We start from the raw sequence: 13,898 nt of genomic DNA on the forward strand, positions 1-13,898 counted from the left end.
TGCAGCAACACGCACGCGCCGTCCCGGTCCATGGAATGATCGAGGAATCTCGATCGGTCGGCTACGTTTCCCCCTCGTGGCTCGGGTGCTATCCGATCTTCCAAGAGGAGCTGCGAGGAGGCGAAACAACGTTTCACAAACTGCCGTTACATGCCAAGCTGGTTGCTCTCCAACGCACGACCGCAGACGCGGCGAAGCAAGCTATTGCATCGACAATTCTGGATGATGTTGGGGCCTCTTTTGTCGAACTCTCCACAGGTCTCGTAGAAGACGCCGTTCGACGTTATCTTTCGATGCAACCAGAAAGCGCAAATCGGCACGCCACCCCCATGACCTCGTCGCTCGATGAACTCGCCAGACAAATGGTAGGGGTACAATTGCCTCGTGTTTCAAGACCGCCCTGCGTGCTTCGACCTGGACAGGGTGTTTTTCTTGATGGATGGATGCGATTCTTTTCATACCGCGCCCGCAGCGATAAAACGATTCCACTGCTTGCGGTAGATTGGATAAATTTCTATGAGCGACTCTGCTCGGTTCATTCTTGAGCGGTGCCGCATATATTTTGACCGCGCCCAATGACCGTGCGAAGTGCAACTGTGAAGCTTTAGCCGATCATCCGCATGTCCTTGAATTGCGCGTAGCGCGGGGATGCCTAAAATTCGTTATTAGTTTTCTATCGTGCTGCGCAAACTACATCATCTCTTTTCTGCTCCCAGTACGAGAGTCTCAGAAAGAAATTATCTACTGCCATCCGCCAAGGTAGACAACGGGGAGAGCGCAAACGATACCGGTTTTGGCTTACGCAATCCACTAGAAATTGGAACTTTCCTGCGCCTTCTTGCGACCAGACAAGACTTCCTGACAGCAGACTACGGCAACGGTCAGATCATCACGCGTGTGCTAGACATCGACGCAAAATCGAAAACGTTCACCTTCGATTATGGAGCGTCGAAGACTGGGAACCACGCCGTCCTGGCAGCCAGCAAGCTACGCTTTAGTGCATTGCCAGATGGTGTGAAAGTGAATTTCACAACTGGTAAGCCACACGAAATCTCGCGCGACGGTATCGCCGCGTTCGAAGTGGAACTACCTCAAGTGCTTATTCGCGTCCAACGGCGCGAATATTTCCGCGTTGCCCCCCATGCTCGATCCGTATTTTGGCAGCGGTGCGCTGTCAGAGGGACAGCGCTTCCGTCTGGAAATGCATGATCTGTCGCTTGGTGGAGTGGCCAATGTCGTTAAACCGACAAGTCCGGTGCTCGGACCCGCGTGACACTTCGTAACCATACTTAATCACAGGACGAAAGATTTGGATATCCGCTCAAAGACATCCCGCACTACCGCAGTTGATTGTTGTAGGCGCTGTCTAGCGCCACCCGAACCCTGAACACGCCATCCGTGCGAGCTTGACCCGGTTGTACCGACAGGAAAGCCAGAATACTCTTCATTGTATACAACACGATTAACGCGCCAGTCAGGTCGCCGACAAACATGCTAAAGAAGCTTTCGAACGAGCTTTTCGTCGTACCCGTCAACGCAAACCACAAGTGATGGAACAGGGGGTTTGCTATCGAATAGGCTACAGCAAGAACAAGAAGCCGCTTCGGGGTGAGGTTAGTCAGTGATGCACGCAGATCGTAATACTCAAGCGCAAACCGGTAGACCAGATACGGTGCCAGAGATCCGATGAACGCGCCCGCGATCGCGCGCACCGGGTCATGCGGAAACCAGTAAAGAAGATCGGTAATCAGACCGGCAAGCAGCAGGCCGATTGCGCCATCGAACCCCACCAGCAACGTACTGAGAAGCCGAACACCGGACGGCAGGAAAATCCAGTTTATGCCTCGAACGAAAGACGTATGAGTGAAGACCTCCTGGTTGATCCACAGCGACACCAAAAACGCAATCTGCGTCCCGGTGATCGACCAGAAATGCAAACGTAAGCTAGACATTGCAGTAGACTACCCTTTCATGTTTATTTTCGATCGAAGCATAACGCGCCTGCATGTCGTCTCGCGAGCACCTATCTTCAACAGCCCATCCTCAACAGTGCGTACGCAATGACACGTCCTGCTGATATCTACCTGCGATTCCTGCAACTGACCGAGGCATTGCGCGGTTTGCCTACGCTTGCCCCGCTCGATCCGCTCGAAGAGCGAATACTTGAGTTTGTAGCTCGCGCAACGCAGACCATGAACCGGCTGTCAGTACGGGACATGATGGCGCAAAGCGAGTTGGGGTCGCCTGCCACATTGCACGCCCGAATCACATCGATGCGAGAAAAGGGCTGGTTGCAGCTCACCGATACGGAGGACGCTCGTCGCAAGCAGATCGAACTCACACAGGCTGCGCTGAAGCACTTCGACAAGCTGGGAGAAGCTTTCGCCAAAGCGGCGAAGCGTATCTGACGTTCCTTACACTGTCGGTTTACCTGACAGGTCAGACTATCGCACTTGCCATCTACCCATCACCGGTCAAAAGAAGTTTCGCAGACCAACAGCAATGCCCGTCTGGTTATTGCGGCCTGGCAACTCCACGCCCGCCGCTCCATTGACCTTGTTGAAGTCCACCGTGCCGTACACTTCGTATCACAGATGCAACATCCCGAACGCATGGTCCGCTGGCCGATAAAACGGTGCGCGCATGGCGTCTCTTTGTCTGCTTTGCTAGCAAGCGGATCTCGAATTTTATCGCGTTGTCGGCATTGCCGGCGACTGGTGATCACGTGGCCTGGAGGGCAGGCGTATTGCATTCGGGACTGGCTATTCTTCGATCCTCTATGAGCCGCTTGCTTGTCCCTGATGACAATCATCGCGCGTCAATCGAGAGAGCGACGGTATTGACCGAGTGCTTGCCTACAAACTTGGAATCCTCGTCCCGGGATTTGCGGAACGGGAACGGACGGTTTCAGCGACGCGGTACCCGATGAACTTCTTTGGCGCTCGTTAGACGTATCTCGGTATTTCAGGAGCGGTCTGATTGCCGCCGGTACCATTTCCGCGAGCGACCTTCGCGAAAGCCACTGGCGCGCCTGCCAGCCTGACCTCAGTTAGGCGTGGAGTTGGTCAATCCGTGACCACCACCTCAACTGTCCGGGGCTCGTCCAGTCGGAATTCGCTAATCCGGCCCGCCCGGACATCGAGTAGTAGACGGTCTAGCGTATCCAGCGCCTGTAGCCTCACGTCGGCCTCGCCAACCCGCAGCTCGTCAATCTCACTTGGCATCGCGCGACGCACCGCGAGCAGATAGGCGACAGTGCGCACCCGCGTCAAGAAAAACTGTTGCATCGCTGTCCGTCCTTACTGACAAGTGAAGCATGATACTGGATGCCCCCGCACATGTGGAATGAGCGGACCGGATGGGAATACATCCAACGGGCTGATATTGACCGGCGCAGCCAGGTTTCCATGCAAATGCCGGCGCTGTGCCACGCCGTGTGTTTCGAGAAGGTGACGGAACCGGAGAATCGTGCTCCCGTCAGGCAAACGCGTCATACCCCGTCCAGCCCCGCGAACTCACGATACAGCGGCACGTCATAAAGCGCCTCTTCCATCGCCGGGTCTGACAGACCAAACCACTGCTACTGAGATGGACCCGACGCACCTTCCGGAGGAAACTGGGCGTCTCGTTCTTGCCAACCAGTGTGGAGGTACATCGTGGAAATTGATCTTCTCGGCATCGACCTCGCAAAGCGTGTCTTTCAGCTCCACGGCGCGGACATGCACGGCCGGGCGGTGTATCGCAATAAGGTTTCACGAACGGCCCTGATCGAAACAGTGCTGGCCTTGCGTCCTCGGACGATCGCGATGAAAGCTTGTGGCTCTGCCCATCACTGGGCGCGGCGGTTCCAGGAAGCAGGCATCGAGGTGCGCCTTATCAGCCCCCACTACGTTACGCCCTTCGTTAAAACGAACAAGAATGATCGCAACGACGCTAAAGCTATCGTCGAGGCGGCATCCCGGCCGTCCATGAACTTCGTCGCCGTGAAGTCGGTTGAACAACAGGACATGCAGGCAGCGCATCGCGTGCGCGAACTTCTTGTCCAGCAACGAACGGCGATTATCAACCAGGCAAGAGGTCTTCTGGGCTAGCGCGGCATCGTGATAGCCCAGTCTCCGGCAGCCTTCAGGAAAGCGATACCTGAGATTCTCGTACGGACTGAAGGGGAGCTCACCAGCTTCTGCCAGTCCCTGATCATGGCGCTTGTCCAGCATTTGCGCGCTCTGGAAGAGGAAATAGCCGTGGCAGAAGGCTGGATTCGCTCGTTCATGAACCGTTCGGCTCTGTGTCAGAAGATCGCCGCCGTGCCGGGAGTCGGCCCAATTACAGCGACGGCAATTGTCGCTGCTGTCGGTCGCGCTGATGGTTTCAGGAATGGCCGTCATCTCGCGGCGTGGCTTGGCCTAGTGCCCAGGCAGCACTCGTCTGGTGGGAAGTCGCAACTCTACGGCATCAGTAAAAGAGGAGACAAGTATCTACGGACGCTGTTAATTCACGGAGCGAGATCTGTCCTGATCCGCGTGTCCGGCAAGCTCGATGCCCGAAGCCGCTGGCTGCAGGAGCTGATTGCGCGTCGAGGCTATAACAGGGCATGCGTTGCGCTTGCCAACAAGAACGCACGCATCATTCAGGTACTTCTGAGCACCCTCTCGGATCGTGCGGTTCGATCAACGCAATCAATCTCGACCATGGCACAACACGCCTCATCTCATCGAGAAATTCCCGCTTGCGCGTGCGTTTCGTTGAAAGATCCAGTCCAAGACCAAGCTGTGTCATCGCGGAACTCCTTACACCGGCCTTCTCCCAAGATAGTCCACCCAGACGTCAACGCCAGGACTTTTGCAGACCTTCCCTAGTTTGGAATTGCATAAAGCATCAGATCCTCCCCCGCAGGTCCGTGGCACCGAATGTAAAACGCGTAGCCCTCAATGCCCTCTAGAAGTTTTATGGCGTTCAGAAGGTCGTCCGGTCGATGGTAGACACTGATGGCGAGTATGGGACGGCGGGACGTAATGAAATCGATCGACGCGCGAATTGCGGGGATTTCCGCGCCTTCGATATCGAGCTTGATGTAAAGCTGGCCCTCGCTATCGAAATCGGAAAGCAACGACGTTTTCACCTTGTTGTCAGCGTCGGGGTCGAGGGACGATCCGACTGAACCCAAGGCGTTGAAGCCCATCAGACCGCGCACGTCGGATACGGCCTCTTGCCGGAAGGTTATGCGACCGGGTCTGCAAAGGTCAGCGAAGCGCTTTTCGGCTCGAGAGAGATTGTTCGGGTCCGGTTCGACGAGACATAGGTGACCAAATCGGCCCTTTGTCATGGCCACAAAATCCTCGGCCGTATCACCGTCGAACGCGCCCGCATCGACGTAGGTTACAAGGGGCGAGAGAACGTCGCAAAGGAACGAAAGATCGCGACGTGGCGTCGAGACAATCTTCTCAAACTGCCCCGTTAGCCGGAATGCAAGGTGTCCAGACAGCGTGCTCCTGGATAGATCGTCATTCAAAAGCCGGCTGATTTTCTCGTACAGACCCAGCTTTTCGGAGAGGTCGGTTGGCGATTCAAAGAAGAGGTAGGGCAGTACTCCGGATGCCGACGAATGGAACAGCTCAGTAAATGGACGGACGTCCAGTCCGGGGTATGTCGCGCGAATCTGATCGCGCTTCCTCAGGTACGAGAAGCCCGGCTGGAAGATGCACACGTACAACACCAGACTGTGAGAGGGCCCGTTCCGGGAGAACTGCTCCAAGTTAGTTACGTCGTGTTCATCGATGACAGTTCCGACTTTTGAAGGCGTGTCGTCCACAAACACGAACGGGGTGTCAATTGCCCGCCCGATTTTGCGCCCAAGAAATCCTGCTCCGTATAGTCCAGTCAGCATTGCCGCACTCCAAGAAATTAGGCTTCAACGAAGGATCCGCCGCCGGCGCCACTCCATCGCATCTGCCGCGGGTGCCCAGCGAAAATTGAGGTACTGCCGGATCGCCGGATCGTCGGGAACCGCCGCGCCGTTGCGAGACATTGCGCTTGGGATGTCGATCTGCTGCGCCATGAACGGTAGTCCGATGACGTGATTCACGGCCCGGCGAACGTGAGATGACTGATTGATACCGGCCCGATGAAAGACCATTGCGTCTAAGACCAGGAACGCACCAGCCGGCACGGCTAACTGCTTTTCGAACTTCCGCGCGAAGGCATCGGTCGGAAAAGGCGCGACGTGATGCGTTCCGGGAAGAACGAAAGTTGCACCATTCTCGCAAGTAAATTCGTCGATACACAGAAGTGCATTCATCGCCATCGGCTTTGAACTGGTCCAATGCTGATAGTTGAGATCCCGATGCCACTTCGCTTGGTAGTTCTTTCGATCCGGCCGATTAATGATGCCGTTTTGCATAATGAGCACGAATTCGGACCCCAGGAAACGTCTGGTAAGTTCCATCAATGGGGCAGCGGTCGCCACCTTTAGGTAGTCCGCTTCGTACGACAGCATGCACCGAGCGATGTCCGCATCATTGATGCTTAACAGGTCGGATTCAGCACCGATTTCAGCAACCTGTTTCGCATAGGTCCGGTCGAGACCGGCTTTGAGTGAATCGATAAAATCCGTGCTGAAACCGCTGGCGAGTGTCGTGTAGCCGTTGATCCGCAACTCGGCAATTGCCTCGTCAATCGTATCGGCTTGATGAAAACGCTCGGACACGCCGTAGGCATCGAAATGCGGGTTAGTCATGCTGCAATTCCCCATTTTCATTTGGGTTGTCGACCTTCGTGACTTCAACTTGAGGTGCAGATCCGCGCCGTGCACTGAGTAGCCACGGAGCACACCGATTCGGACATTTTAATGACCATCATTTCGTGAAACGCCGTTGCACAGTAATCGATGGAGCCTGCGCGGATGTAGTCGTCTTACTCGACGTGGTCATGAGAAGGCCCGAAGTCATTACTGAAGGTACTCAAGCACCGCTCCCACCACAATCTTTATTTCATTAGCAGTTAGATACGGCGCCATCGGCAAACTTAATACCTGCGACTGCAGTGAATCAGCAATTGGGAGTTCCGGCCATTGCTGGTCTGCATATGCCGGCTGGTGATGGCTCGCCGTTGGGTAATGCACCGAAGTACCCACTCCCATCGAGGTCAGGTATGACTGCAGCGCATTTCGATCGGGCGTTCTGACTACGAAGAGATGCCATACGGAGTTGCTCCCGGCCGCGACATCAGGCAGTTTCACTTGAGAAGGAGCTAAAGCATCAATATAAGCGGACGCGACCACCGCCCGCTGAGCGTTTTCGGCATCGAGATGAGGGAGTTTTGTGCGCAAAATTGCCGCTTGCACTTCGTCCAATCGCGAATTTAACCCGGCTAACTCATGCTGATATTTTACGCTTGAGCCATAGTTACGTAACTTACGAATAGTCGCAGCCAGTTGCCGATCATTTGTGGTCACAGCGCCACCATCGCCTAGCGCACCGAGATTCTTGCCGGGGTAAAAACTGAAGGCTGCCGCGTCGCCTAAATTGCCGGTGCGCCGCCCCTTGTAGTACGCGCCGTGCGCCTGAGCCGCATCTTCGATTACACGCAGCCCATGCTTGCGTGCTATGTCGTTGATCCGGTCCATGTCCGCCGGCTGGCCGTACAAATGGACGGGTATGATCGCACGCGTGCGGGGTGTTATAGCGGCCTCGATACGCTCAGGATCTATGTTGAACGTCTGCTCGTCTGGTTCGACGGGCACCACATGCGCGCCGGTCTGACTTACGGCAAGCCAAGTGGCGATAAAGGTGTTCGAGGGGACAATTACTTCATCCCCCCTGCTAATCCCATAAGCTCGCAAAATCAGATATAGCGCATCCAGCCCGTTCGCGACGCCAACGCAATCGGAAACACCACAAAAACTGGCAAATTCGCTTTCAAAAGCCGCCGTTTCTTCGCCCAAAACATACCATCCTGAAGCAACGACGCGACTCACCGCCTGCCGAATAGCTTCTTCGTGTGGCTCGTTAGCTCGCTTGAGATTCAAAAAATCGATCTTCATGATATTTAGGGGCCTGTTTGCCTAAACTAAACTGTGACGTTCTCGTTGCTATGCGTCAGTCTTAGGAATTCACCATAGTCTCGAATATAGTCTGTTGCCTCGTAGGTCTCCGATGCGAGTACCATGCATACACCGCCCGAGGAAAAATTGTCGAGCGTGCGCCACATCATCGGGCAGATGTAAAGTCCGTTGTAGGAACGGTTCAGATGAAACCTTCGTTGGCGATTACCATCGTCAAGCACAATGTCGAAGCTTCCGGACATCGCTATTACAAATTGGTGCAATTTTTTGTGCGCATGCGCTCCCCGGTCAGATCCCCCCGGGACGTCATAAAGGTAATACACGCGACGAATCTCGAATGGAATATGATTGCCGCCTTCTACAAATGTCAGATTGCCACGTGGGTCGGCAATTTTTGGCAATTCGATCGTCCGGCAATCATTCAACGGCATTGTCATCCCCTGCGAAGTTCCATTCGTAAAATTCGTATGCCACGCCGCCGGCACCAAATTCGTTTTTAAATCGGTTCAAGCCGTCGTTTAGCTTGTATCCCTGGTCCTCTGTACTAACTCCGAAATCGAAATATCGCTTGCCCGCCGAACGATATCGCTCGATGGCTACCTCGAAAATTAGATCTAGTGCATTGACCTTATACCCTTGCTCGCTTGAAGCTATGTACTGTGCATGTGCAACAGCGTTCGATAGAAAGATGACGATTCCCGACTCCACTTTGCCGGCGATAGTCGCGGCGATTACATGGATTTTGTCCGGAAAGCGCGCAACTAGCGCTCTCATATCATCAACGGTGTGGACAGGTTTGGTGCCATGCTTGCGAAGCAGATTTTCTTCGAGGACGCGCCACACGGCATTGAGATGCTCATGGCCAGCGGTTACGCTAACATCAGCTTGCTCAGCTTTTTTTTGCGCGCGTAGGCGCCGTTTGGCCACTGGAAGGCGATGACGGAGGTCAATGCAGCTTGACAAATCGCAGCGGTACCGGACCGCGCCTTTACGAAACAACGCATAAAGGTCATCTTGAGCCGGGGCCGACTGGTAGATATGCGGCACGGGCTTATATTGCAAACGTTTAAGACCGACTGTACGCCAAAGCGCCGCTGCCGCCTCGAAAGCTAGCAGCATTCCGCTTCCGTACAACCGCCCGTTGTGCAGCACCCCGCCGTAAGTGATACCTGGATGTGAAAGCACGATGTGGTGTTCGGTGGGATGTCGTGCTGCAGGAACAACACCAAGCCAAGAACCACCGTCCTCGAGGACGATAGACTGGTCCAAGAACTTGTCACCGTGATATGACAGAAACTGACGGGAATGGAGGAAGGTTGCTGCGGGTGAGCGATCGCAGAAATCGTCCCAGCACATAGCGTCATCAGGCGAAAAAAAGCGTGCTTTCATTACATACCTACCAGTTCTGCGATGCCAAGACCCGTGCCACCAAAATCGTTACCGTTATAAAGTAACCATTTTTTACCTGCCGCTTGGATGTCCACCCCAAACTCCACCGAGTCGCTATCCCATCCGTCATCTGACACGTCGACTCCGAGCAGTTGGTCGCGGCGTTGCCACTGCAATCCGTCGCGCGATATCGCGTAACCCATTCGGTAACGGGCCGGACTACGGCGGCGAATCGAATAAATCATCTGATAGCCATCTGCCGTCTGTCTTATCACGGGGCGTCCAAATCCATGCTCTTCAACAAGGTTTACGGGCAGTACGACATGTCCGACAGAGGGCCAGTTAACTCCGTCGTCCGATTCCACATAACGGAGGTCATAAACGGGCATCCGTTTGTCATCGATCTTTTCCCACGAACCGCCCGCGACGTACCACATGCGGAAGCGTCGACCATCCGTTACGACCCATGGAGCGCAGCGGAAGTGTTCTTCGCCCGGACCACGCTCAAGAACTGGCGTGGTCTGTGCCCGCACAAACGTCTCGCCGTTATCGTTACTAATCGCAAGGCCGGTGAGGAGACGATAACGAACCCGCTGGCACAATTCAAAACCAACGTAGTACATAAATAACCGTCCATCCGGGGCGCGAAGAACTGCCGTCTGAAAGACGCCGTTGTCGTCAAAGGTGCCTGGCTCGCCAATATCGAGAACCGGCTCTTCGCATCGCCGAATCACCCTTCGCGGATCGGTCGGATCCAAGTCGACATAGCCCACGCGGCCTACGTTGTGCTCATCCCGGCACTGGATGTACACACGAAGAGTTTTCTTGTCGATCCAAATTGGGGTAGGGCTTGTTGCATGGCTGCGCGCCCACCATTCGCTGCCGGCCGGCTTCCATATGACTCCATGTTTGAGCCACCTCATGCGGGCACCCTAAAAAAGCGGTTGGTGGAAACTTCTGCCGCGGTAGCATGCTCGGTTTTGAAAAGCTTTCCCGCATCAGTATTTTTCATGACCGCAGTATTAGGACCGAGCCAATTGTCAAGACCGAGCGTGACGTTATTCGCAAGCGTCGCATTTACACCAAGAAAGCTATTGGCACCCACATCACAAAAACCGGAAATAACAACTTGAGATGAAACAAAGACGTTGTCCCGAATGACACTGTGGTGGCCGATATGGTTTCCACTCCAAAGCACGACATTATTGCCAATCGAGACAAACGGTTGTATCGTATTGTCCTCGAAAATAAATACATGTTCGCCTAGAATGGCATTGCGCCACACGAAGGCCCGAGAACTGACATAGGATGCCAGCGCATAACCTTTTTCTTTGGCCGCTCGCGCTAGTCTCGCACGCAGCCTATTTAACTGAGTATAAGTTACAGCGACGTAGACACTATGGTCTGCGGGTGAATAAATGTTTTCAAGGTTTTCGAATGGGACCACAGGCAAGCCGTTAACATCTGGACGCTGCAAGTAACACTGCTCCACAGCATGTGCCACAACCTCATAACCCGAGTCCAAATCGAAATATTCTCGCGCTATCTCCGCAAATGCAGAGTCGCCGACGATTACAAGTTTTTTCTTTTCCATGGTCACCTTCTTCACGTTTTGACGATTAGCACATCCTCGCGGCGATTTGCCATGGGAAGCGACGGTGATTGCGGTAACCAGTAAGCATCGCAGCCTTGAGCACGAGCCCTCATGATTACACCCAAGATGACAGCATCATCGATGCAGTGCGTCTCGACGGACCGAAAATCCACTTTTGGCACATCGGTAGAATTGGTGAATGACTGGTGAAACTGGATTCCTGCGCTGCTTGAAAAAAATCGCTTACGCTTCGATATGTTAGGGATATCGCCGATCAACATCTGGCCGCCACTTGCGAGCAACTCAATGGAATAATCGAGAAACTTCCAAAAGTTGGCCTCTACAAAAATATATTGGAAAACGCTGTAACACAATATCGCGTCAAACTTTCCCTTCCAACCATCGAGCGCTTGTTCGCAGTTAGGATAAAAACCAGCGATCTTCGTCACACCTTTGTGATGTGGCAAATGCGAGAGCATTTCTGGTGAATCCAACAATACAAGTGAATGCCCGCACGCCACACTGTGATCGATCAACAGGCGCGGGAGGCCAGCGCAGCCCGGACCAATATCCAATATCGTCTTGTCGCGTCCATTGATATTAGTCAGCTTCCCAGTAATATCCCGGAAGATCGCTTTTTCATATCCGTCCCGATACCAACTAGGAAAGCCAATTTTTTCATGCTGGTTGAGTGATGTGTCGCCGGCCATGCGACGAAATTCTTCGTAGCCGAGCCCGTCAAAGGAGGACATGGTTCAGTTGCCTATATAGTCGATCGACACAAAGGGTGGCATGGCGACTCAATTATCGGGAGCGAATGGAGTTCGAGATTGACTCAAGGTGCTTCAGAAAGCCAAAGAGCGAAAAGTTTGCCCGGTAATAAAGCGCGAATTCTCTGCAACGCTCACGGTGTGCTTTTGGCGCCTCCATTACTTGTCTAGCTTTATCGGCGACGTCGTGGGGCGTCCCGTCGAAGAAGAGTTCGCCGAAGTCTTTGCCAAGGAGCGACGCATGTGGCCAGTTCGACCCGATCAGGAAGGACGATTGATTAGCCATCGCTCGAGTTGTTCTATCGTGAAGGCCGTCGTTGGTGGGAGCAGCGTCGAGGACTCCATAATTCGACGCATACTGGAAAGCGTTGTCCGAAAGCGCCCCGAACGCAAGAAATTCGTGTTTTGGACTCCTGCATGTCTTGAAACGATCCCATCCTCGGCCATAAATCTTTATGGGGACATCGCGCAGTTGGAGAACAGTGTGCTCGGCAATAGCGTTACGATGTACCTTGTCGAGCATCGAATGAACATGCATGCGGACCAGCAGTTCCGTACCCGACATAAGTTCAGTCTGCAATGTCTGCAGGACTTGCGGGGTCAACATCGAATCAATGATGTCGTGGTGGTTCTGGCGATTTCCGCGGCCGAATTCGCTTATGATCGCGTCCGCGGCTTCGAGCAGGAACAGGGCCGTGTCTCTCTGCGAAGCCCGGCTCCACGCATCAAAGGTTGCCACGTTGTCATTAATGTTTTTCGGAAAAACGAAAAAGTCTCCCTCGAAGTCTCCCTTAACTGTATCGGGAAAGATTGTTGGAAGCGGGACGTAGGTGGCGGGATGCTTTCGTGGGATGTGTCGATTAGCGAAGGAAGCAAACGATGCAGCCCCATAGATGTGCTGCACCCATGGTGACATTGCCTTGTGGTTGCCCGGCGCATGGGCGGGGTGATCGCCGTGCAAGCACAACAGCGGGATCTTCAAATCGTCCCAGATGGTCGACGACTGCTTGTCCGCGTGTTGGGTCGCGCCAATTCCAAGGCCTTGCCACGTGAGCACAAAGTCGATGCCCTGCGAGTGCGCGTCCAACAGTTCTTGGCCAAACCCGTCGCCAAGATCAATAATGCGTGTTGGACGCCCCAGCTGCTCGAAACAGGCTTTTAGGCATGAGTTAAAGTAACCAAAAGGGTTGTTTTCCCCATCTGGCCAATTGAGAATGACGATGTTCATGGTCCACTGCTGCGTGAGATAGAGTTATGGCGTGGGCCGCAGTAGGCAAGCGCTCAACGCGGGCAGACACGGAATCAACACACTGAGTTTACGTGCTGGGGTGTGCCATTGAATCGTCAAGTAGCGGCAAGAAATGCCTCTAATTCGCTGACGGAGACCGAGGCTAACATTCCCAGCGATTAGGGGTACCTTTCCGGCGTGCGGATTTGCGCCGCACCAAGACACTTCTTCCGGAAGCTCATTGTCATCACGTCGCACAAGAAAAAGCACAACGACGCAATCAATGGGTTCGCAAGTAAGAATGTGCAAACTCCATGTCGACCGCGCCTCGTCCCATCTCATGTAGATAGAGTGCTCGGATATCGACTAAGGCTGTGTCTGGAAGCCTGACAAAACAATGTGCGTCAGGCGCAAGGAATTGTCGTCAGGTAGTCCGCGGAGCCAGCGAGGGAAATAATTCTTGCTTGCAAGCTTGCCGCAGCTGCTCGATCGTGTCTTTCCAGTCACCAGCGATGGTCTGGCGGAACAATCGCGCCGTTCGTGGGTACCAAGGCGAATCGCTACGCTCGCGAAGCCACCGCCAGTCCGTGCCGATCTTAGGCAGTAGAACCCAGCAGGGCTTGCCGAGCGCGCCTGCCAGGTGGGCGATGGCTGTATCCACGCAGATTACCAGGTCGAGTTGTGCAATGATCGCGGCACTGTCAGCGAAGTCCTGAATGTCAGAGCCTACATGCAGCAGAGGTTGTTGCGCACCTGGAGCCAAGGCCTCATCCTCGCCCTGGCCTTTTTGAAGGCTTACAAAGGAGAGACCCGGCACGCTCCATAGCGGCGCGAGTGCGGCAAGGGACGGCAGTGAGC

The 13,898-nt window shown here is 54.2% G+C and carries 15 protein-coding genes and 3 pseudogenes; 4 read left to right on the forward strand and 14 right to left on the reverse strand.

Annotated elements, in window-relative coordinates; translation table 11 throughout:
* Window positions 1-35: 35 nt before the first annotated feature.
* Complete coding sequence (locus AB6809_RS31230) at window positions 36-545, forward strand: hypothetical protein (RefSeq protein ID WP_371027999.1); 510 nt, start codon at window positions 36-38, stop codon at window positions 543-545.
* A gap of 133 nt (window positions 546-678) precedes the next feature.
* Complete coding sequence (locus AB6809_RS31235) at window positions 679-1,209, forward strand: flagellar brake protein (protein ID WP_371028000.1); 531 nt, start codon at window positions 679-681, stop codon at window positions 1,207-1,209.
* Between the two features lie 128 nt (window positions 1,210-1,337).
* Here the strand turns inward: AB6809_RS31235 and AB6809_RS31240 are convergent, their stop codons facing one another.
* Entirely contained in the window at window positions 1,338-1,952 is a 615-nt protein-coding gene (locus AB6809_RS31240) for a hypothetical protein (RefSeq protein WP_371028001.1), read from the reverse strand.
* A gap of 108 nt (window positions 1,953-2,060) precedes the next feature.
* Between AB6809_RS31240 and AB6809_RS31245 the strand changes: the two genes are divergently transcribed.
* Window positions 2,061-2,408, forward strand: a complete 348-nt coding sequence (locus AB6809_RS31245; RefSeq protein WP_371028002.1) for a winged helix-turn-helix domain-containing protein — start codon at window positions 2,061-2,063, stop codon at window positions 2,406-2,408.
* Window positions 2,409-3,065: 657 nt separating this feature from the next.
* Here the strand turns inward: AB6809_RS31245 and AB6809_RS31250 are convergent.
* Together AB6809_RS31250 and AB6809_RS31255 are read right to left on the reverse strand one after the other, a co-directional pair.
* Window positions 3,066-3,287, reverse strand: coding sequence for a hypothetical protein (locus AB6809_RS31250; RefSeq protein ID WP_371028003.1), 222 nt, complete (start codon window positions 3,285-3,287; stop codon window positions 3,066-3,068).
* A gap of 138 nt (window positions 3,288-3,425) precedes the next feature.
* Window positions 3,426-3,580, reverse strand: a pseudogene (locus tag AB6809_RS31255) (transposase); the annotation flags it as partial.
* Between the two features lie 76 nt (window positions 3,581-3,656).
* Between AB6809_RS31255 and AB6809_RS31260 the strand changes: the two are divergent.
* Window positions 3,657-4,664, forward strand: a pseudogene (locus AB6809_RS31260) (IS110 family transposase); the annotation flags it as partial.
* On the opposite strand, the pseudogene AB6809_RS31265 reads toward AB6809_RS31260, so the two are convergent.
* The 11 genes and pseudogenes from AB6809_RS31265 to AB6809_RS31315 all read right to left on the reverse strand — a co-directional run.
* Window positions 4,645-4,776, reverse strand: a pseudogene (locus AB6809_RS31265) (IS5/IS1182 family transposase); the annotation flags it as partial. The pseudogenes AB6809_RS31260 and AB6809_RS31265 overlap by 20 nt on opposite strands.
* A gap of 76 nt (window positions 4,777-4,852) precedes the next feature.
* Window positions 4,853-5,884, reverse strand: coding sequence for an FkbM family methyltransferase (locus AB6809_RS31270; RefSeq protein ID WP_371028004.1), 1,032 nt, complete (start codon window positions 5,882-5,884; stop codon window positions 4,853-4,855).
* A 24-nt stretch (window positions 5,885-5,908) separates the two neighbouring features.
* Entirely contained in the window at window positions 5,909-6,733 is an 825-nt protein-coding gene (locus AB6809_RS31275; protein WP_371028005.1) for a phytanoyl-CoA dioxygenase family protein, read from the reverse strand.
* 210 nt (window positions 6,734-6,943) lie between these two features.
* Window positions 6,944-8,038, reverse strand: a complete 1,095-nt coding sequence (locus AB6809_RS31280; RefSeq protein ID WP_371028006.1) for a DegT/DnrJ/EryC1/StrS family aminotransferase — start codon at window positions 8,036-8,038, stop codon at window positions 6,944-6,946.
* 26 nt (window positions 8,039-8,064) lie between these two features.
* A complete protein-coding gene (locus AB6809_RS31285) occupies window positions 8,065-8,490 on the reverse strand; it encodes an FdtA/QdtA family cupin domain-containing protein (RefSeq protein ID WP_371028019.1) in 426 nt (141 codons plus the stop codon).
* Window positions 8,477-9,448, reverse strand: a complete 972-nt coding sequence (locus tag AB6809_RS31290; RefSeq protein WP_371028007.1) for a GNAT family N-acetyltransferase — start codon at window positions 9,446-9,448, stop codon at window positions 8,477-8,479. Before AB6809_RS31290 ends, AB6809_RS31285 begins: the two co-directional genes overlap by 14 nt.
* Complete coding sequence (locus tag AB6809_RS31295; RefSeq protein ID WP_371028008.1) at window positions 9,448-10,221, reverse strand: hypothetical protein; 774 nt, start codon at window positions 10,219-10,221, stop codon at window positions 9,448-9,450. Before AB6809_RS31295 ends, AB6809_RS31290 begins: the two co-directional genes overlap by 1 nt.
* A 146-nt stretch (window positions 10,222-10,367) precedes the next feature.
* On the reverse strand, window positions 10,368-11,042 hold the full coding sequence (locus AB6809_RS31300; protein WP_371028009.1) for an acetyltransferase: 675 nt from the start codon (window positions 11,040-11,042) through the stop codon (window positions 10,368-10,370).
* 11 nt (window positions 11,043-11,053) lie between these two features.
* Window positions 11,054-11,794: a class I SAM-dependent methyltransferase gene (locus AB6809_RS31305; RefSeq protein WP_371028010.1), complete on the reverse strand. Its 741-nt coding sequence runs from the start codon at window positions 11,792-11,794 to the stop codon at window positions 11,054-11,056.
* A gap of 52 nt (window positions 11,795-11,846) precedes the next feature.
* Window positions 11,847-13,040, reverse strand: coding sequence for a hypothetical protein (locus AB6809_RS31310; RefSeq protein WP_371028011.1), 1,194 nt, complete (start codon window positions 13,038-13,040; stop codon window positions 11,847-11,849).
* A gap of 424 nt (window positions 13,041-13,464) precedes the next feature.
* Window positions 13,465-13,898 (reverse strand): glycosyltransferase family 9 protein (locus tag AB6809_RS31315; RefSeq protein WP_371028012.1); only part of this gene is annotated, 434 nt, incomplete at its 5' end.

Source organism: Paraburkholderia sp. RCC_158 (assembly GCF_041355255.1).
Lineage (GTDB): Bacteria > Pseudomonadota > Gammaproteobacteria > Burkholderiales > Burkholderiaceae > Paraburkholderia > Paraburkholderia graminis.